The following is an 18,783-nucleotide window of genomic DNA, read 5'->3' on the forward strand; positions in this document are numbered from 1 at the left end:
TCGAGCGGCCATCATTTTCCATCGCATCGCTCCCGCAGGGGCTGGAGTAGGGTGTTCGCTCTCAAGCGCCAGCACCCATTAAACGGCCGGCGACCTGAGCATGCTGCAGTAATTGCGCCGCACTGGTGAATCGTCAGACTGAATGTTTTTCCGAGAGGACGGTTCGCCCAGCAGGAACTTTTTCAAAGAGCATCCGTTTCCTAGCAGATCGTTGCTACGGCGGTCCCGAAAAACCGAAAGGATTCCTCTCATGAACATCAAGACGCTTTGCGTGGGCGCGCTCGCCCTATCCATGATGACTGGCGCCGCTCTTGCCGGCGCTGCCACCGGAACGTCGGCACTCGATGATCCGGCAAAGATGTCCCCCTTCTTCACAGACGCCGGCATGAAGACCATGAAATCCGAGAAGGAAATTAAAGCCGCCTGGATGGCTATGTCGAAAGACGATCAGGCTTCGATGATGAAGGAATGCAGCGATGCGGCGATAGCGAAGGCGCATGACAATTTCTGCAAGATGACCAAGCAGCTTGGCGGCGCAAACTGATTCGACGAGCACTTTGCTCAAGGGTGGCGGGTCGAGAGGCTCGCCACTTTTTTTGCGCCCTCGTCGTGACCAAAAAGTCTTGCACTGAACATGCTGCTACTTATTTGAGCTTTTTTCGTCGGGTGGCACGTGTCTTGCTCCGACCCCACGTCAGACGTTGTGATCTGAAGCATCGTTGTCTTCTATGTCCCCGCGCTTACGGTCGGTCCCCGTTGCTGCTATCGAGCGGAAGGCGCACTTGTGTCGCTTCGGAGGTGCAGGCCTCGAAATGCGAAGGTGCGCACAGGGAAACACGCCCTGCGCCACGTGTCGAGATTCGACCGGCTGCCCAATCCGTTGAGAATCTCGGTCAAGAAAAAAGCCTCCCGTTCCGAAACGCAACTGATCAGAACCTCTGACAACATCGCCGGTTCGTCGGCCTCGTTGTCCCATACGACCCAGCCGCCTGCTGGTTCAGGGAAACATTCAAAGCTCGGACTCGTTACTATATGTTTCTGACTTGTGGCGTCCGACCAACGATTCCGAACGATGAAAGCGGCCGAAACAACAGGCTGGGATTTCGGAGGGAGCCGAGCCGATTCGCCGACACGCTGATCTTGCACGCTACCCTCCCCATTCCAACGCGATTCAAGTCGTGACAAGGATTTAGCTTAAGAGAAAATACTCTAAAATCCGGGGTTAGCTTCATCCGTTCGCGGGATAGAAACATCGCGGCCAAACGATCCCAGTTGCATCCGAAGCATGCTGTCCTTGCCACATTGCCGATCTCCGCTCAGTCCGAAAACTCAATCCCGAATGCGACGCAATGGCCCTGAAATCGTTGGCGGGCCAGACTTTGCGGTGCCGATCTCGACTTGCGAGGTAGAGACACTCTCAATGAATTCCTTGAAGATCCGGCCCGGTGAACAGATGAACGGAATGCAGCCGACTTCGGGGCCCGCGCATCTCAACTTGTGGCTGACGCCGCGCGGCCAGTGACGCTTTCACCAGGACGGAGGGTCTTCGGGCTTCCGTCGACATGGCACTCGAACCTGCCGGTGCGGTCCCCCTGCCCGCTTGGGCGATCAATAGTGGATCGTGCCGGCCTACGGTGACCCGGCAGTGGAAATCCGAACTAGGTAAAATGATTTACCAATCCAGAGCGCATGATCGGCTTGATGCACGGGCTGCATCGCGGCGGTTGGAGGGAGCAAACGCCAGATCTCAATCCTTTCCGATCTATTCTGGCCTGGAGGTTTCAGGAGCGCGCGCCCGCGGTCGTCCCTGCATGCTCCTTCTGAGATCACCGCAGCCATCGGCGGCGCGAATAAACGGCAGGCCGTTCAGTAAATCCTGCGCTCCGCGAACAACGCCAGGATTTCATTCCATCGCAAATCCTTATCGGTAGTTCACCTTTTCGCGAAGGCCGGACGCGTGCGCCATATAGGAACGATCGACCGCGCAGACACCTCTGGAAAGCCATATTTTCCTGGTCATGACCGTGCCACGCGTTGAGGCTCTGATAGTTGCGTGAACGCTGGCTAACTGCGGAGATCACTGCGAAAAGCAACATGACAGCGCCGGAATGTGCAATCGGAGAAATAGTCTTGCCATCCTTTACGGCCGATCGGACCCAAAGACCAAGCGGCTGGCTTTCAACTGCTTCCTGCATGGCTGAAGACTACAGCGCCGTTGTCTTTGCGAATTTCAACAGACACCACGCCGTCACTCAACTGGCGAGCCAGAAATGTCGACTTAAACATGGTCCTTTGCGGCTTTCTCGGCATCGAAGGGCTTCTTTTCCACGATGCCAGTCTTCCCGTACCAAATGTCGGTGTTAGCAATTGCCACTCCTATTCCCGGAGCACGACAGATCCGCAAACCTGTTATACCCGACCTGCGCCCGAATGATCTTGGCTGATCAGGCTCTCGCAATATCGCGGCCAGTGAGTTCCCGCACCAAATCGTTTAGCGTGTACTTTGAAGTGATGGACAATCAGGCCTATGGCCGCCGAGCTACAGAACAGTCGCTCAAGCCACGGCTGCGCCTGCGAAGCGTCCGTTTTGGTTTGGCATCCAACTGTTGCTCTGTCGCCTCGCGTTGAAGTCGCAGTGCTTTGAGCGCGGCTGTTTTGGCTGCCCGAGCTTGCGCTTCCGTAACGATTACCCGCTTCGCTTCCGTGTCGGTGCGATTGAATTTCTCATCCCGAATGCGCTGCTTTTCCATCGACCTCAAACGGCTCAGCGGTCTGTATGGTTCCCCAATGCAGAAAAGCCCGCCGTCCGGCGCGGGGACGACGAGCTTTCCACTGACCAGAAGCTTGGAGGGATCCAGTCACCCGCTACAATTCAGGCAAGCGCATTTCGTTCCGCGTCGGGAGAAAAATGAGGCCCGCGCCCTGCGCCGGCTGGATAATCCCGAGAGGGATGACGCGCGTGGATTGGGTCGATCACGTCTGGTGGTCGTTGGGCGACCCCTTGACGACCGTGGCGGCCGAACCAATCTCATAGTATGGCACGAGAGATAGACATCGGCGACGACGTGAGGCTCGCCGTCACTGTCATCAAGCGCTGGACAGCGGCCGGCTCCGCGTCGGTATTCCATCCTACGATTTCCCCTGTTCGATCGAAGCGCCGCGCGGAGCCAAGGTCGGCGACGAGCTTCATCTTACCGGAGAGGTCACGCACGTCGACGACGAGGCTGGCCGCGTCACCGTACGGCTTGGCGGGCTCGTCACAGTCGATGTTGCGGCGATCGATAGTTGGACGAAAGCATGGACGCGCACGAAACCGCTACTCGACATCTGGGACTGATGAGCGTGATCAATTGAGAGGAAGCACCGAGCAGAACTTCTCCAGGCTTCCTCGGCCCGGCAATCTAGGTCGGACGTGGATCAAAAAGGACAGGTAGACCGCGTGAGGCCGACATTTCGACCACCAGCTCCTCCAGGTCACCATGCTTCGTCTCGAGCTCAGATCGAACAGTCTTTAGCGTTTCGGCCATCGAGACCGAGGTCATCCTGGAGTGATCATCGAGCACCCGCCCCGATGGCCAGGACCACATCTGCATCGATATCAGCGGTAGAGTATGCATCGGCTCCCTTCCCTCGCCCAAGCCAAAAATATTACGCAAGGGAAAGTCGCTGTCCAGATACTTTCCGATGCAAAAAGCGCGCAGTACGGCACGGCACGGCGAGGCGAATATTGCACTTGGGCCTCTAAGCTGGGAGGGGTTACCTCCGCGGTGTCGGCGCCGACGCGCAATGTTGCCGGTGCCGAGTCGTTCTGCGTTTTTGCATTTGGTCACTGCCTTTGTGATCCGGAAGCACAAGAATGGCGTTCGAAAAATCTCGGCATGAAGGCTATGTTTTTCATGCCGGCGCATGACTGGAAGGAACCCGATGCTGAAGGAGTGACATGCGTGACCGTATACGGTCTATGCCTCAGCGCTCGGGCGGGCCGCGTACACTCAGGACGTGAGGCTTTCCGTGAACCGATGTTGCATCCCTCGAATGGATGAGGCGAGGCCAGATTAAACCTGCATCCTCAATCGGGTTTTCCCCCTTATGGACGGCGGAGCCGCAGAGTAAGCGATATGGTACTTTCACCTCAAGCCAATGCGGGCCTTGTCAGCACGTAGCAGCGCGATAATTTTCGTTAGGGCGTGGGCGCTTCCACCAATCAGCAGGAGCCGACCATGAAACACCAAACACGCGACCAACTGCACGCTATCGCAGAAATCGAATCCTTGACGAGATACTCAATAATGACCCGAACTCAACGGATCGAGCGTTGGGCAGAGCTTCTCGAACAATATCCAGGACGGTGCCTTGGAGCCCTTCCAGGCACCGAATACCTGAGTCCGGAAGCACGTGACAACGCGCGGGCCGAAGGATCGCCAATCACAGTCGCTTTCGAAGATCCGGTACTGCGTGCGTTGGGCTTGAAAGATGACAGCTACGGCGAGGCCAAAAGATTCTTCGAACTGGCTAACTGGCAGTTGCACGGAATCGTCTGCTATTGCCACGTCGGTGGAACGATGCAAGCGCAATGGGCTGCGGACCGAGTCCGTGCGACAATCCGCGGGAACAGATTTCTTGCATGGCTGAGAGCGCGGATCCCATACTGACCTGGCCGGCCGAGCGGCGAAATTACGAGTTCTCTCGCAATGCGGGTGCTTACGGAGAGATTGACTTTCGTCGAGCTGGTCGAAGCCGCCTTGGAAGGCGCCACCCTGTTGCAGACGGGCTCACCTGGACGGCCATAAGGCGCTTGCTGCGCCGATGCCATTTTGGCGGTGCGGCCCGTGCGGCGCTGTCTGCGTCTATGGCTTGACCTGGCGTCGCGAACTGGCATTCGGATTGTTGATCTTGAATTTCTGCTGGGCGCTCGACGGCAGCGCGACCTTTGCTGCCCGAGGCCTCCCCAGGGGCACTGTTTCGGGCGGCCTAATCCGTGTCGGTCGGTCGAATTCAGCCAGCAACGGCGGCCGATCGCCGGAAGACTATCGTCACCTTCGTCCCTTCGCTGGCGCTCGAGTTCACGTCGAATTCCGCCTTGGCGTTCTCAGTCAGCGAGCGCGCGATCAGCGCGCCGAGCTTGCCGCGCTTGGGCCATGTCTCGCCTTCCGGCAGGCCGACACCGTCATCTGCGACAACGATCCGGCAGCCGTCGCCATCAACGACGCTGTGCAAAGTGATCGTGCCTCCCTCGCGCCCGCGGGAGGCATGCTTGAGCGCATTGGTCAGCAGCTCATTCACAACCAGCCCGGTCGGCATGGCGACGTTGATCGACACTGGATAGGTATCCACCTTCATATCGAGGCGGATGCCTTCGACCGCATGAGAGGTCATGACTGAGGACGCGATCTGGCTGAGATAGACGCCGAGATCGACCTCATCCTTATGCTCATCCGCCGACAACGTCGCGTAGAGAATTGCCAGCGCATCGACGCGCCCTGCGAGCCTCTCGAAACGTTTCTGGTCGGGCTCGGTTGCATTTCGGGTTTCCAGACGGATCAACGCGGTGATCATCTGCAGGTTGTTTTTTACCCGGTGCTGCAGCTCGCGCAGAAGCGTGTCCTTCTCGCGAACGCGCTCCTCGACCGAGCGCGCGTCCGTCTCGCCATGGGCCGAAACGTCGACAAGTGCCACCAGTCGAAAGCAGACCTTGCCGTTGTCGTCCTCGATAATGTTGGAATACGCGTCGACGATCGCCGGATTGTCACCGCCGCTCTCCAGCCGGAACGTGCCGACGAAATCCGACTCCTCGACTAACGCCTCGACCAGCGGCCGATCCTTCTGCCCGTTGATGCCGCTGCCGGAAAGGGCCGCCCAGTTTTCCTGGGTAAGCTTGGCGGCGTTCAGGCCCGACAGTTTCTCGAATTCGGGATTGGCATAGACAACGCGCTCCTTTGTGCCCAGATCCGAGACAGCAATGGCGATCGGCACCTGGTCGAGAAATTTCTTGAATTGTTCGCTTTCCAGCGCGCTGGCAAGGTCTGGGGTGTCGAGCAGATGCTCGACCGCGTCGGCCTTCTCTGAATCGGATGCCATGTGCAGCGCCTATGTTATGCGTAGGCGAAACCAATATCAGCGATGCGCTCCGCCCGCCATCGTCAAGCCCAGCCTGCGTCTCCGGGTCACATTTCAGGCCTATGACGTCCCCAGCTCTGTTTCGCGCTAACGCGGTGCTATGGCGAAATGCAGGCCGTGACGGTCGTAGGCCAGTTCGATCTTGCCGTCGTATTGCACGCTACCATTTGCTCCTCCAGTGGGGTCGGTGATTTTAGCGACGCCGTGACCGCCAGACCTGACTGAGCAAGGCGGTGACAAGGCTGCTGAAAATGATCCAGGCGACGACCTCATTCTCAGCTATATTTCGTTCAATCGGCGCCATCTGGAGCCTGCTGGCATGCACGGCCAACTCCAAATCAGATCGGCTGCCATGTCGAACCGAGTATGCCCGCGTAAGCTCGGCGCCCAATAGAAAGATCTCGGTGGAATAATAAATCCACAATAGCACGACGAGCAGCGCACCCGCCGCCCCGTATGACGACGCGATCGCGCTGGTTCCAATATACCAGCCGATCAGCGACTTGCCGACCGTGAAGAGCAGCGCGGTCACGACGGCACCGATGGAAACGTCGCGCCATTGGAGCGTGCGGTCCGGCAAGACCTTGTAGATAGCGGCGAACAGGAGAGCGATTAGGACGAACGAAACAATCCCGTTGATCAAGCTCAAGATCACCGCGCCAAATGGCAGATGCGCGTTGATAATTTGGCCGAGCGCCGAGATCGCGGCACTCGCCACGAGGGATACCAGAAGCAGAAATCCCAAAGCAGCGACGAGGCCTAGGCTTGCCGCCCGAGCCCGTACAAGCCCTGAAAGCGATGTCCCCTTCGGTTTGACTTTCCATATTTCGTTCAGCGAAAGCTGCATTTCGCCGAACACGCCAGATGCAGTGACGAAGAGCGCAAGGAGCCCCACGACAGTCGCTAAGGTTCCGGCCGTTTTCTGTGATGCGCTTTCGATTGCCGTTCGCAGAAGATCAGCACTTTGCGGACCCATCACACCTGAGATTTCAGCTGAAAGGGCTACTTGTGCGGCATCGTTCCCGAAAGCCAGGCCAGCGATAGCAACAACGATCAGCAGGATTGGCGCAAGCGAGGTGGTTGCATAAAACGCCATCGCGGCGCCATGACTCAGGGCGTTGTCATTGATGAAACCTAGTATGCTCTCCTTGAGAAGCATCCAGCTTTCTTGCGCCAGATTCCGCATGATATGCCTCATGATGCCTGCGACACATATAGGTAGCGGCGACGGGGCGGCTGACCAGTGTTGGCCTCGAGCCTAAAATTCCAAGCTCGTCTGGCGCGGATTGACGATGTGGATGGCAGGCAACTCGGCCTCAGCCTGATGGCTCGCGACCTTCGACCAAGATTCCGGCATGTTCCGCAAGCGCCACGAAAGCTTCTCGCGCCTGGGAAGGAGTTGACGTGCCTTCGATAGCCCCCTCGACGGTTTCGCGGGCCGATTGATAGTACGGGCCGCGCTTGGCCTGCGGCCAATCAATCAGCATTTCGCAAGCGCCATTGACCGATTTGACTTGGCGTACCGTACTGCTGCCGTGCGGTTGGATTCTGACGCTGCTCTCGAAATAGACGCGATTTTTGGTTGGATTATCGTCGTCGTAACCCTCGACTAAAATGCCTGCTTCTTGTGCGGCTACGACAAACCGGGATCGAGCGTCGTCGGCAGAACGGTAGCCCTCCGGCACCTTCTCGGCGGTTTCGAAAGCATCCCTATGAATCGAAGTCCTTTCACGAGGCCAATCCGTGCTCGCGAGAAGGGCCGACGCATCGTGCGACGATCGAACCCGCTGGATCTCGCCGCCAGCGGTGAGACGTACCGTTACTGGTTTTGCGAAGAGACTGTCGTCCATGGCGAGTTCCCCGGAAGCGTTGGTCACGCTTAGCGCGCGAGGGGCTGGGGAGTTGCCGTCATCTAATTCGCCGTCGCATCGCTTTCCGCACCCGGCAAAACTTTTGCAATGGCAATATAGTTTCGAAGGAACGGTCCTCTACGACCGTCGTTTGCATCTTTTCGAAACGTCGATGCCACGGAGAAGAGTGTGCCTGTCCTGACCCCTGAGCAATCGCGAGCGGCAAGAGCCTTGTTAGACTGGCCCCAAGCAAGGCTTGGGGCCAGATCAAACCTGAGCGAAGGCACCATCCGGGATTTCGAAAAAGGAAGGCGGATCCCTTCCATAGCCAAGCTCGTCGCCCTTCGTGAGGCGCTGGAGACGGCAGGTGTGGTCTTCTTGGCAGAAGGCGAAACGGCGTCTGGTGGGCCTGGCGTGCGGCTAAAGAAATCCTATGCATCCGCCACCCAGTTCCTGGATGGCGAGGCTGGGATTATCGACAAAAACGAGATGTAGATGGCCGGCACCGCGGCCATCGAACTGTCGTTTGAATCACTGATCCAGGCGGCGCGAAATCATACGTTGCGGACCACTTTGCACGGGGGCAAGGGTTCGAACCATCCTATCGGACGTCTTTTTCGTTTGGTCGCAACGCGCCTTTCCAGACGATCTCTATCCTTTCCGCGCGGTGTCGAGAAATCTCTTCCTTTGCGATTTCGATATTGCTCAAACTGCCGACCTTATATCGGCCGAGTTCCGAAACGACGGTAAAAAAGCAAATCCAATCCGTGTTGCCGCCGCGCCGGCGAGAAATATATTCAGCGTGGACTTCGACTGTAGCGTAGGGGGAAGGTCGGCTCTAGGAGGGGGGTACACTGACGCCGAGACGGCTAAAGTCTGACTCAAGGACCGTTTGGATGGTCACTGCAGTTTCCGAGGGGCCGAGATAAAATCCGCCAGCCGAACCTCATCCTGCGCGATTGGCTGGAAACGAGCGCCTATCTGCCGGCGCGAAATCGACGAGGAAAGTGAAACGGATAGGAACGCTTAGGAGTTAGCCCGGCCCGCGACTTTTTCCCTTGCGACCTTGTAGTCGCTCTCCCATGGCAACGTATCAAAGTCTGGCTGATAGCCACTTTCGCGATAATGGTCCTCTGCGACGTAACTGCCTTTTGCCCCTTCCAGCACACAGGCCCAAGGCGGGTTTCCAGGGCATCGGTAAAGGCCTACTGCTCCCATTAGGAAGTTTGCTCCATAAAACGCCGTCATCTTACTCTGGATACGGTCCCATGGACGCTCGCGAATGTCGCCCTTCGTTGTAATGAAGGCGCTACGCAATCGCTGATCTGACGATGTCAGGCGAGCCCTTGCGGCAAACTCGCCGGGCAAGGACCCCAACCACCTCAAACCCGGCGAGCCTATAACCTGACGCGATCAACTGGCAAAGCTTGCGGTACAAGATGGATGCCAGCAATTTTCTCCCCAAGTGGGCCTGGTGTGCAGTTCTTCAGGAGAGCGCCGGCGGGAATGAAGTGCAGCGGGTTGTTGCTCTTCTTCTCGGGATTTGCGTTGATTTTTTGAGGTCCGGGCGGCGAGTTCGGCCCGTGTGGCCGGACTGCAGGCGCACCTATCCCGTGATGGCTTCTTCAGGGACGTGAACCATGACTTCGTCGCGTCCTCCCTGGGCCGTTCCTTCAACAGCCCGCAGGCGCGTGGCGATTACGACGCCGATGGCCTCGCCGCATTCGAGCTGCACGAGATCGAGGAGCGCTTCACCCGATGGACGGTCGATATTCATCATAACCGTCCTAAGGGACTACATGGCATGAGGCCGCTCCAGAAATGGGAACGCCTTAGCGATTCACGTCGATGGCTGCGTTTGAGTTCCGCGACCGAACACGTCGAGTCCAATGTAATTTCAGGAATCCCCACCGAGCTTCTCGCGGGACTTTCACGCGTTTGGAAGCATCAATTGGCGACGACCCACGCCCGGAGCAGGCCTGCGGGCCACTGCGGCACAATTTCGCACTGGTTCAACCTGGGCCGTCGGAAGCGGGTTTGAACTACCGTTCAGCGTTTCAGTAAAGATTGCTCTGGAGCCTTGGAACAACAACGACCAGTTCCCGTTGTGTCCCGCAACAATGCTGCACCCTTTGATCGGGCCAGACATGAATTCCAACAACGCAGGATCACAACCGACATGGTCTACAAACTTTTAGCCACCACCGCACTCGCAACACTTCTCGCAACCGGCGCCTATGCGGCGAACGCAGTCCCGGCTGCTCCCGCCACCGAGAATGGTGCTTCGGGTTCGGCCGTAGCCGTTCCGGATGGCAGCCTCGTTACCAAGATCATCGGCGCTAATGTTTACAACGGCACAGGGGCCGACGCCCAGTCAATCGGCGAGGTGAACGACATCGTCATTTCGAAGGACGGCAAAGCCCAGTCGCTCATCATCGGCGTCGGCGGCTTCCTCGGCATAGGGGAAAAGAACGTCGCCTACGATTTCAGCAAGGCGCAATGGGCAGAGAAAGACGGCAAGCGCTGGCTCGTCGTCAAGACAACGAAGGAAGATCTGCAGGCTCTGCCTAACTTCGACGCCAAGGCCTATGATCCGGCTCCCGCGTCAAGTGCATCAAATAACGCAACGGCGCCTGCAGTGGCCGTTGCGCCCGCTGGTTCGAACGCAGCGGTCGCCGACAAATCGACGCTGACCGAAATGCCAATCGACAAAATACGCGTCGCGGATCTGGTTGGCACGACCGTTTATGGCGCCAATGACGCCAAGGTCGGCGAAATCGGCGACGTCGTTCTCACCAACGACAAGAAGGTCGATGCGGTTCTCATCAATGTCGGCGGGTTTCTGGGCATTGGCGAGAAGGAGGTGGCTGTCGGTATGGAAAAACTGAAGTTCATGACCGACAAGGCCGGCAACAGGTACCTCTATACCAACTTCACGAAGGAACAGCTGAAGGCGCAAGCCGTATACGATAAGGGCACGTATGCCCAGGCGCGTGACAAGCAGCGCATGATCGTCAACCAGTAGTCTTTCCACGAAGCGGAGCCCGCGCTTTCAACGCGCGGGCTCTTCGTTTGCGGCTTATTTCCTGTCAAAGCGAGCACAACGTGCGGACCGACCACGATATCAACGTCGTTCTACGTTGCCCAATGGCGCGGCTACTAGCACTGCTTCCGATAACAACGATCAATTTCTTCGACCAGCGCCGTGCGGACGCAAATTTCAAGGTATCTTCGACTCGCCTTCCAAGGCTACCGGTTGGCCGGTTCGCGTTTTGTCTGAATAGGGATTCCCAAATTTGAGCAAATCAGAGTCGATGTTCCGACCGTTGGAGGTGGAGAGCATGGCGAAGCCTTGTTCGATGGATTTGCGAGAACGGGCGATGGTTCCCCTTAAGCCAGGCGGGACGAGCAATGAGGTTGCGGCGGCTCGCCCGTGCCTAGCGATGTGGATGGCGGTAGGGCGAATTTTTCACCCACCAACGCGGCTGCTGCTGCAGCAGCAGCGCCAAATATTGTGGCAGCTGGCAGCTACGATGAACTCAAAAGTAGTACCCGCACACTCCGGCCGCACGCGAGCGACTTGGCCAGATATCCTACCACATTGCTTTGAAAGTCCGCTCTTTCCCGACCGTCGTCTTCATCATAAATAACTGGTTCAAGAAACCTGACTCGATCATCGAGGGCCGATGAAAAACTATCGCGTCGAAGAAATGGAAAATGACGACGTGCGAAGGGTCCACGTTGTCAAAGCATCGACGCCGTTCGAAGCGGCCGCAAAAGTCGTCAACCAGGAGGTCGCGCTAAGCAAGCAGCGTGAAGGCGATTGGGTCAGGGTCACGGACAAAATGAAAGGGCTGGTATTTGAGTATCGCGCTGTCGTAACAGCCGAACCGCAAACCAAACGATCCTAGTCGGCACGACATAGGTATGGCTTGGCTCGAGGCCTCAGTCAGGTCCTTTTGTGCGAGGAGGATCGCCTTCATTGTGCTGACCACCAACATGATCGCCAACAGCTGCCATGATCGCCAGGAATGCGGCAGTGTATTTTGCAAATCCGAAGGCTTCCGCGGCTAGAAGTTTAGCGCCGTGCGAATGCTGATGGATAAACTGTGAAGCCAAGTCCTGCACCTCGCCGGAAGCTTTACCGAACAGCTCCCCTTCTTTTGCCGTTGCGTCGAACGACCGTCCTATGATGTGGCCCAGCAGCAGGCCTCCGCCCCAGCCGCCAATCGCCTTGGCTCTGGTGTAATTTGTAACCTTCCGACGTAAGCGCTGGCCACCAGCAGTGGTCACAGCATCCTTATCGCGCGTGTCGACCCTGTGGCTTTCAACCAATGTGGGGTCCACTCCTGCGCTCCTGCGGCCGATGTCAAATGCCGCGACTGCGCCCAATCCGATGAGGGCCGCTGTTCCCCCGTTTTCTTTGACACTGTCTGAGACACCGCCAACCACGCCAGCCACTTTGTCCTTCGCATAGCGAGTGGCTACTTCGGCCACATGTCGAGGCTGCAGACGGCGGCTCAACTCACTCACGGAACGGGCAAGCGCCTGGCGCTCCACTGCGGCTTGCGCTTCGAAAGCCTGAAGCGGCCGGTCTTCACTGACTGGCGCCATGACGTATTCCTTGCTTCAAGGCAGCCAAATCGCTGCGAACCTGCCTAACGGTGTGCTCGGGGGTGAGCGTCCATCCCACCAGTGCTCTTTTGGCCAAGCGGAGCGAAACAAATCCCGCTGCGAACAAGAGAATACCGACGATCAAACACGCGAATATTGCGCTTACGCCCGCGAGGACCATCGCAAGGATCAGAAACTCCACGAGGGCGAAAGCTCCGAGAATAAAGAAGCTGACGGCAGCGATCCCGCATACTCCCGAGGACAAGACATCGGAGCCCTTCTTCTTCATTTCCGCCTCAAGGAGGCGTACATCCAACCGCATCAGCGAAGCGAACTGACTGACCGCTTCGTTGATGACACTTCCAAAGGGACGTCGATCAAGCTCATCGTCCATGGCTAGACCTTCTCTTCGACGACCGTTTTACTTGTCGGAGCTACGCATGAAACGCGTAAGCATTACTCCGGCAAGGATGCCAACGCCGAAAAAGGCCGCAGGTTGACGCTGCGCGAATTTTGCGACGGAATCGAACAATTCGCCAACATTGCGATCTCTGATGTCGGTAGATATGCGCTCGACTCCCTCGGCGGCACTACGCACCATGCCTGCAACTTGAGGTGATTGCTTTTCAATGCCGTCGGCGGCCTCCTTAACCGAGTGCGCGATGTTGGCAATCGCATCGGCCCCGGCCGTCTTGTTGGATTCCACTGCCTCCTTGAAGGCGCCGGCAGCATCAGAGGCCACAGACCCGGCGTAATCCTTTGCATCGGTCGACACAGCCGCCGCCGCCCCCTTGAGGTTGGTGAGGGTATCGGACGCGCTTGACTTCAGCTTCCCGATTGCTTCCTCAGTCTTGCCCGAGCCCTGTGCGTCGGCAGAAGCGCCAGTCTTCCAGGAACTGTCGGATGAACCGGATCCGGTGAGGTTGTCGGTCTTCGACGGAGTCATAATTTTAATCCTCCTGATTGATTGACAGTGAACTCCGCAATAGCTCTGCGGTTCCTAGCCGCGGAGAATATTCCCGGTCGCACTACTCCTCAGCCGAACGTACACTCCGTAGCCTCGATGCCGGTAGCGCCGACTGGCCTTCGTAGAGCCAGATATCGGACGGCCGAACCACTGCGGGAACTACGCGGCGCGCTTGCTTCGGTGCAGAGATCGAGAGCCGCCGCGGGGAACCTGATGACCGGGGCAGCCTGCCATCTTAGGTCCGTGAAAGTCCAAAGAGCGCGCTTAACCAAATGCCCCATCCAGCCTTTACCAAGCGCCTTCGAAACACGTCGAATGTCGCGGCCTGCTTGACCTGCATTCGCTGTGACGCACCGGATTTGGCGATGGGACGAAGGGATTTCACGGCTAAAGATGGGTGCTCAAGCGAATCTAATGGCGAGGCTGGGTCAGGCTCCGGAGGTTGCTCTGCGTTTGCAGCCTTGGCAGCTCGAACGCTGTGATTTGAACGAGCATCTCCTTGGCGACTTCTACCAGTTTGGCGTCATCCTCGGACTCACAGCCGAGCGCAAGACTTACATCGACCCGATCTCCCCTTCCCCTCGGAATTCCACCCGGACCGCGTCACGGTTCCTGCCGACGTTTCAACCAACTGCATTGTGACCTCCAAGCACGTCGAATGCTCTGCCATGAAGGTCCAGTGGCCAATTTGGGTCCGATCTACACCGTTCGTTGTAGTGGCATCCATTCCAGCGTGCCGGACATGGTCGTCACGGCAGAATGTCGATTCCCCACTGATGGAAATGCGAGTTACTGCGCGAGATTTTCGGCCTTCGCTGCTCCCGGAAAACAACTGCCGCAGGCGGCTGAAATGCCGCGCTAATGTTGCGCCGATGCAAATCGCCGGCAATGCTCGAGATAAGCCTGGTCGTGGATGGAGAGCAGTTCGACCACGCTCGACCAAAGCCACGACGGAGCATCTGGCTTTTCCATGCGCGCGCGGCCAAGTTCGGCGGTCCACGATCGCCATTCTTGACCATCCATCTGCCGACCGTGCGCGTGTCCGACCACGCCGCCCAGATAGCGTGCCATAGCCTGGATCTCATCTCCAGCAAGACGATCGATCTCGATCTTCATGTCCTGCGGGGTGATTTCGCGGATGAAGACAGCCTTGTTCATCATTCTGGTTGCCACCGCGCGGTCGCCGAGATTGGGCGACAGCGCCTTCGCACCCGTTATCACCCGCTCAGCGTAGTCTCGCGGCATTCTTGCTCCAGAAGCCGACGGAGCTGTGGCGGATGCGGCCTCCTTGATATCCAGCAACGAAACCGGACCATGCTTGCCGTCTCGGACCAGGGCCGCACAACGGAGGCGGCCAAGCGAGCTGCAGCCCTTGATCCAGTAGGCGGCATCGAGGACCTTCCAATTGTCCGGCCTCGCCTTCTCGAATCCTAGTACGATCTCCTGGAGTTCCGTCTCCTTGCAAAGCGACAGAACCGCAGAACGCTCCTTCCTGTGCAACGGCCAGAATCGTCTATCGCGAGGTAGCACCGGGCGTTTCGTTTGAAAGTTTTCCATGGCAAGGTTTCGCCACCGCCTGCGCACGGAATGCTTCAGGAGCTTTCTGATATCCTTGGGTTGGCGCAGGTGCGGTGTGCTTGCCTCGCTTTCAACAGTTGCGGCCCCGTATCCGGCAACAAGCGCTTCGAGCGTCCTCGCAGTGGTAACGCCAGGCAGGTCGGAGTCCCGTGCAGCCGAGGCGAGCGAAAGTCCCAAGCGGATGAGATCGTGCGCAGGGTTGCCTATGACAGTCTGATCAAAGTCCCTAATCTGAACAGCGACATCGCCGTCGCGATCCGCCAAGGCGCCCAGGTTGCCCAGGTGGCAGTCTCCACAGATCCAGACGGCGGGGCCATCGGGGATCGAAGATGAACGTCTGTCGAGCCATTCATAAAACAGCTTAGTGGTGCCGCGTATGTACGCTTGCGGCGACCGAGCCATCTTGAGATTTCGCAGGGAGTCCAGAAATGCAGTCCGATCCTTGGCACTCATCAGTTTGCATCCGCGTTGCGCGAACGGAGTAAAAGAGGCCAAGCATGCCAGAAGCCGACAGGCGAACCTATAACATTGAGCATGGCCGCTAAACCCACAAAGGTATATTCCGTTGGCGTACTGAGGTGTATGTCCTCGAAGGCATGCTGATAGGACCTCGGAATTGAAACCCCAGCAGAAACCGCGTTTCGAGTACCAACGCTCCTGACTCGTCCAATGCGATTTTCGTCCGCTTCTCCGGTTCCATCTCAACCCATCATGTACTCGGAGAAAAGCATCCGTGGGCTAACCGTTCTCGAAAGAACGCCCTCAAGATTGAATCGACGGGGTTCAACGGACATGCGTCGTTCGGGTTCCACGGTCCGGGATTCGTTTTTCAAGAAGACCGCGCGCACGTGGGAACTGGGTCACTGTGGTGATAAGGCGGCCATGACAATGTCGGCGACACCGCCGACCTGACCCGGGTATGCCCAGGTCAGGTCAGCTCGGCGCCAAATACGAAATCTCGGACGAATAGCAACCACAACAACGCGACGAGAAGCGAACCAGTCGCTCCGTAAGACGACGCGATCGCGCCGGTGCCGAGATACAACCCATCAGCATGTCTGAGGACCGGATCGCGGATCGCGACAAGCGAATGGTTAGGAGGTCTAAAGCTGTCGTAAAGCCGCTAAGACTATCCTAGCCGGGCAGTAGACGGGTAGCGCGAGGCCTAGCCAGGCTGGCGCAACACATTGCCGGCGGAACGTCTTATTATCGGGAGCTTCGCGCTCGTATTTGCGGAATTGGTTCGCCAATCGGGGCAGATGGATTCTCGACCACAGCCCGACGCCTCGCGATGCGGCGAAGCATCTGGAATGCCCGGCACTGCGCACTAATCTCCTTGATCGCAAATCGATCCCTCGGCGGTTGGAGGCATCTCCCATGCCTTCGGGTGTTGCCTCGCTGCTTGTCATGCGTGGGAACGTCGTCCGACACGAAACGTTGATTGATCAGCTGCGGGACATGAATGCTTTACCACGCATCCTCTTTGCCCTGCGGCTGACCGACCGGGATTTCAGAAAGGAGTTGATCTCATGCTGCCACATGTCGAGCCAACCGACCTGGCCGCATCGGTTGACGAACTCTTGAATAATCTGGGCGGTGCACCTCTCTCGATGAAGGCCGCGATAGCATCGTTGCGCGCGACAACAGGCACAGAGCGCTCCGACGCCGATTTAGAGGGCCTGATAACCAAGAAGGGGACAGTCAGCGCGGTGACGATCCTGTTCGACAGAGAAAGCTCGTAAACGTAGATTCGGCTTTATCGGGGCTGGTTGCGTCGCAGGGTTTTCCGAATCGCCTGCCGTTAGGCCCATGCCGCGCCAGGGCGATCGGCAAGTTTCGCATGGCCGGCGAACCATTGCTTACGTGTTCATCCAGCCAATCCGGCCAGAGCGGTGATCGATCCTTTAGCGATGCGAAAAAGCCGGCATTCGCCTTTCCACGTAATAAGATTGCGCGCCGAAGACAACGTTCTCCACGATCTGCTTGTTTCGCCGGACGCATGGCCCGGTAACCCGGCAATCGGGTCGAACCCGGGAACGATTGTGCAAACTCTCGTCTCTGATGGATCGAATCCCGACGTCGCGCATTCTCAATTCGCAAACACATCCTAGGGAGACAAATCGTGCGAAAAATATTGCTTCTCGTTGTTGCCTTGGTCCCGCTCGCTGCATGCTCACAAACCGAAAAAGGTGCGGCCGTCGGGGGATTGGGGGGCGCGGCAGTTGGTGCAGCGGTCGCCGGAGACCCCGTCCAAGGTGCCGTTGTAGGCGGAGCTGTCGGTGCCGTTGCCGGAGCCCTAATTGGACATGCGAACGAACCAAATCGGTGCCGCTATCGTGATCGTCACGGTCGCGTCTATGTTGCTCAGTGTCCCAACGGATACTGATTTGGCACGGTGGGGCGGATAACAACGCCCCATCGTCGGCCGAGCCTGATTTGGCTCACTTTATGATCTAGCCTGTCGCTGAATTTCGATAAACAGACGAACCCGTTGTCGAATCAGAAGCCCCTTCGGCCCAAAAGGTGAACCTTGCCTTGGCACAGCTAGCCGTGCTGCGAATGAGCGGTAAAACTACATTGCTGTTATCGACCCTCGCCATAACCAACAAAAAAACCGGACGAACGGGACGGCCCGGCCGCATCTGAAAAGCTTGGGGCATGCGGCCGGGTCTAGCCGAGCGAGAACTTGCGGGTGGTGCCTGACCATCCGCTTACCTGGCGCGACGTGCCGGTCAAGAATCTCAGGCGCACCCACGTCGAAGAACTTTTGGGCCGCTTCATTGCCACGCCTCACAAGGCCAAGCACCTGTTGGTCGCAATTCGCAAACTGGTCTATGTCGGGCTGCGCCAAGATTGGATCGAGACAGACCCTACAGTCTCAGTTGAATGGCGGCCTGCCTATACCGGCTGGAAGGCGTGGCCTCACGAAGCAATGGAGCAATTTGAACGGCGCTGGCCGGTCGGCACTTCCGCGCGCACATGCTACGGGCTTGCTCTTTGGCTTGGCAATCGGCGAGGCGATGTCGCAGGCTTGCGGTGGGACCAGCGCGTAACCCACCGCGTCCTGATCGACGGTGTCGAGCGCCAATTCGACGGGTTTGACATTGTTCAGGCCAAGAACAAGGGAAGGACCGGCGGCAAGCGGCTTTTCGTTCCAGTAACTCCCATGCTCGCTGAGATCCTCGATGCCGCCGACCGGCGCGGCGAAACCGTTCTAGTCACGGGATATGGCCAGCCCTTCTCGGCGAAATCCCTGACCGGTGCCATGGCGCACTGGTGCTCTCTCGCCGGATTGCCGAAGGGCCTTACGCTGCACGGTTTGAGGAAGTCACTCGGGGTTTATCTCGCCGAGGCGGAAGCATCCACCAGGCAGATGATGGACGTTCTCGGCCATGACGACATCGACCATGCCGAACTCTATTCCCGGGAAGCGTCGCAGGTGCGTTTGGCTGTGCAGGGCATGGACCGAGTCGTACGGCTGGTAACGCGCAAACCGCTGCTTGGCGAACCTGTTGGCGAACCTCGTGGCGAACCGCTCAATAAGCCATTGATAAATAACGATAATGGTGGGCCCGGAGGGAACCATTTCTCTTCTTATATCAATGCGTTAAATTTCTGATACCACGTCTGGATACCACAATCTCGTGGGCTGCATTG

16 protein-coding genes are annotated in these 18,783 nt (G+C 57.8%); 8 read left to right on the top strand and 8 right to left on the bottom strand.

The window, feature by feature from the left end:
• The first annotated feature begins 250 nt into the window (after nucleotides 1-250).
• The gene (locus BPNPMPFG_RS12290) at nucleotides 251-544 is read left to right on the top strand and encodes a hypothetical protein (RefSeq protein ID WP_258595615.1); all 294 of its coding nucleotides are present in this window, start codon (nucleotides 251-253) and stop codon (nucleotides 542-544) included.
• Nucleotides 545-4,220: 3,676 nt separating this feature from the next.
• A complete protein-coding gene (locus tag BPNPMPFG_RS12295; protein WP_258595616.1) occupies nucleotides 4,221-4,652 on the top strand; it encodes a hypothetical protein in 432 nt (143 codons plus the stop codon).
• A 343-nt stretch (nucleotides 4,653-4,995) separates the two neighbouring features.
• Here BPNPMPFG_RS12295 and BPNPMPFG_RS12300 read toward each other — a convergent pair whose 3' ends face one another.
• The 3 genes from BPNPMPFG_RS12300 to BPNPMPFG_RS12310 all read right to left on the bottom strand — a co-directional run bounded on the left by BPNPMPFG_RS12300 (nucleotide 4,996) and on the right by BPNPMPFG_RS12310 (nucleotide 7,967).
• Nucleotides 4,996-6,078, bottom strand: coding sequence for a sensor histidine kinase (locus BPNPMPFG_RS12300; protein WP_258595617.1), 1,083 nt, complete (start codon nucleotides 6,076-6,078; stop codon nucleotides 4,996-4,998).
• 232 nt (nucleotides 6,079-6,310) lie between these two features.
• Nucleotides 6,311-7,303 (bottom strand): YihY/virulence factor BrkB family protein, encoded by a 993-nt coding sequence (locus BPNPMPFG_RS12305; protein ID WP_258595618.1) that lies wholly within the window; start codon nucleotides 7,301-7,303, stop codon nucleotides 6,311-6,313.
• Between the two features lie 130 nt (nucleotides 7,304-7,433).
• The gene (locus tag BPNPMPFG_RS12310; protein ID WP_258595619.1) at nucleotides 7,434-7,967 is read right to left on the bottom strand and encodes a DUF982 domain-containing protein; all 534 of its coding nucleotides are present in this window, start codon (nucleotides 7,965-7,967) and stop codon (nucleotides 7,434-7,436) included.
• Nucleotides 7,968-8,156: 189 nt separating this feature from the next.
• Between BPNPMPFG_RS12310 and BPNPMPFG_RS12315 the strand changes: the two genes are divergently transcribed.
• Nucleotides 8,157-8,462: a helix-turn-helix domain-containing protein gene (locus tag BPNPMPFG_RS12315; protein WP_319945989.1), complete on the top strand. Its 306-nt coding sequence runs from the start codon at nucleotides 8,157-8,159 to the stop codon at nucleotides 8,460-8,462.
• 1,111 nt (nucleotides 8,463-9,573) lie between these two features.
• On the opposite strand, the gene BPNPMPFG_RS12320 is transcribed toward BPNPMPFG_RS12315, so the two are convergent.
• Nucleotides 9,574-9,744: a hypothetical protein gene (locus tag BPNPMPFG_RS12320; protein ID WP_258595621.1), complete on the bottom strand. Its 171-nt coding sequence runs from the start codon at nucleotides 9,742-9,744 to the stop codon at nucleotides 9,574-9,576.
• A 402-nt stretch (nucleotides 9,745-10,146) separates the two neighbouring features.
• On the opposite strand from BPNPMPFG_RS12320, the gene BPNPMPFG_RS12325 reads away from it, so the two are divergent.
• Both BPNPMPFG_RS12325 and BPNPMPFG_RS12330 read left to right on the top strand, forming a co-directional pair.
• Nucleotides 10,147-10,992 carry a PRC-barrel domain-containing protein gene (locus BPNPMPFG_RS12325; RefSeq protein WP_258595622.1) on the top strand — a complete coding sequence of 282 codons (846 nt, stop codon included), beginning with the start codon at nucleotides 10,147-10,149 and terminating at the stop codon, nucleotides 10,990-10,992.
• A gap of 661 nt (nucleotides 10,993-11,653) precedes the next feature.
• Complete coding sequence (locus BPNPMPFG_RS12330) at nucleotides 11,654-11,878, top strand: hypothetical protein (RefSeq protein ID WP_258595624.1); 225 nt, start codon at nucleotides 11,654-11,656, stop codon at nucleotides 11,876-11,878.
• 34 nt (nucleotides 11,879-11,912) lie between these two features.
• On the opposite strand, the gene BPNPMPFG_RS12335 is transcribed toward BPNPMPFG_RS12330, so the two are convergent.
• From BPNPMPFG_RS12335 to BPNPMPFG_RS12350, 4 genes are all read right to left on the bottom strand, one after another.
• Nucleotides 11,913-12,581, bottom strand: coding sequence for a hypothetical protein (locus BPNPMPFG_RS12335; RefSeq protein WP_258595625.1), 669 nt, complete (start codon nucleotides 12,579-12,581; stop codon nucleotides 11,913-11,915).
• On the bottom strand, nucleotides 12,565-12,975 hold the full coding sequence (locus BPNPMPFG_RS12340; RefSeq protein ID WP_258595626.1) for a phage holin family protein: 411 nt from the start codon (nucleotides 12,973-12,975) through the stop codon (nucleotides 12,565-12,567). The genes BPNPMPFG_RS12335 and BPNPMPFG_RS12340 overlap by 17 nt, the downstream gene beginning before the upstream one ends.
• A 27-nt stretch (nucleotides 12,976-13,002) precedes the next feature.
• Nucleotides 13,003-13,527, bottom strand: coding sequence for a hypothetical protein (locus BPNPMPFG_RS12345; protein ID WP_258595627.1), 525 nt, complete (start codon nucleotides 13,525-13,527; stop codon nucleotides 13,003-13,005).
• An 879-nt stretch (nucleotides 13,528-14,406) separates the two neighbouring features.
• Entirely contained in the window at nucleotides 14,407-15,831 is a 1,425-nt protein-coding gene (locus BPNPMPFG_RS12350) for a DUF2252 family protein (RefSeq protein WP_319945990.1), read from the bottom strand.
• Between the two features lie 824 nt (nucleotides 15,832-16,655).
• Between BPNPMPFG_RS12350 and BPNPMPFG_RS12355 the strand changes: the two genes are divergently transcribed.
• From BPNPMPFG_RS12355 to BPNPMPFG_RS12365, 3 genes are all read left to right on the top strand, one after another.
• Nucleotides 16,656-16,868: a hypothetical protein gene (locus tag BPNPMPFG_RS12355; protein WP_258595629.1), complete on the top strand. Its 213-nt coding sequence runs from the start codon at nucleotides 16,656-16,658 to the stop codon at nucleotides 16,866-16,868.
• A 380-nt stretch (nucleotides 16,869-17,248) separates the two neighbouring features.
• Nucleotides 17,249-17,512: a YMGG-like glycine zipper-containing protein gene (locus tag BPNPMPFG_RS12360; protein ID WP_258595630.1), complete on the top strand. Its 264-nt coding sequence runs from the start codon at nucleotides 17,249-17,251 to the stop codon at nucleotides 17,510-17,512.
• A gap of 309 nt (nucleotides 17,513-17,821) precedes the next feature.
• On the top strand, nucleotides 17,822-18,745 hold the full coding sequence (locus BPNPMPFG_RS12365; protein ID WP_258595631.1) for a tyrosine-type recombinase/integrase: 924 nt from the start codon (nucleotides 17,822-17,824) through the stop codon (nucleotides 18,743-18,745).
• The last annotated feature ends 38 nt before the right edge of the window (nucleotides 18,746-18,783 follow it).

Source organism: Mesorhizobium sp. AR07, assembly GCF_024746815.1.
Classification (GTDB): domain Bacteria; phylum Pseudomonadota; class Alphaproteobacteria; order Rhizobiales; family Rhizobiaceae; genus Mesorhizobium.

What these genes read in the sequence shown, in the direction of transcription:
- BPNPMPFG_RS12335 (WP_258595625.1), bottom strand. Translation starts at nt 12,581, where the DNA reads ATGGCGCCAGTCAGTGAAGACCGGCCGCTTCAGGCTTTCGAAGCGCAA.
- BPNPMPFG_RS12345 (WP_258595627.1), bottom strand. Translation starts at nt 13,527, where the DNA reads ATGACTCCGTCGAAGACCGACAACCTCACCGGATCCGGTTCATCCGAC.
- BPNPMPFG_RS12325 (WP_258595622.1), top strand. Translation starts at nt 10,147, where the DNA reads ATGGTCTACAAACTTTTAGCCACCACCGCACTCGCAACACTTCTCGCA.
- BPNPMPFG_RS12295 (WP_258595616.1), top strand. Translation starts at nt 4,221, where the DNA reads ATGAAACACCAAACACGCGACCAACTGCACGCTATCGCAGAAATCGAA.
- BPNPMPFG_RS12355 (WP_258595629.1), top strand. Translation starts at nt 16,656, where the DNA reads ATGCTGCCACATGTCGAGCCAACCGACCTGGCCGCATCGGTTGACGAA.
- BPNPMPFG_RS12340 (WP_258595626.1), bottom strand. Translation starts at nt 12,975, where the DNA reads ATGGACGATGAGCTTGATCGACGTCCCTTTGGAAGTGTCATCAACGAA.
- BPNPMPFG_RS12330 (WP_258595624.1), top strand. Translation starts at nt 11,654, where the DNA reads ATGAAAAACTATCGCGTCGAAGAAATGGAAAATGACGACGTGCGAAGG.
- BPNPMPFG_RS12290 (WP_258595615.1), top strand. Translation starts at nt 251, where the DNA reads ATGAACATCAAGACGCTTTGCGTGGGCGCGCTCGCCCTATCCATGATG.
- BPNPMPFG_RS12320 (WP_258595621.1), bottom strand. Translation starts at nt 9,744, where the DNA reads ATGAATATCGACCGTCCATCGGGTGAAGCGCTCCTCGATCTCGTGCAG.
- BPNPMPFG_RS12305 (WP_258595618.1), bottom strand. Translation starts at nt 7,303, where the DNA reads ATGCGGAATCTGGCGCAAGAAAGCTGGATGCTTCTCAAGGAGAGCATA.
- BPNPMPFG_RS12300 (WP_258595617.1), bottom strand. Translation starts at nt 6,078, where the DNA reads ATGGCATCCGATTCAGAGAAGGCCGACGCGGTCGAGCATCTGCTCGAC.
- BPNPMPFG_RS12310 (WP_258595619.1), bottom strand. Translation starts at nt 7,967, where the DNA reads ATGGACGACAGTCTCTTCGCAAAACCAGTAACGGTACGTCTCACCGCT.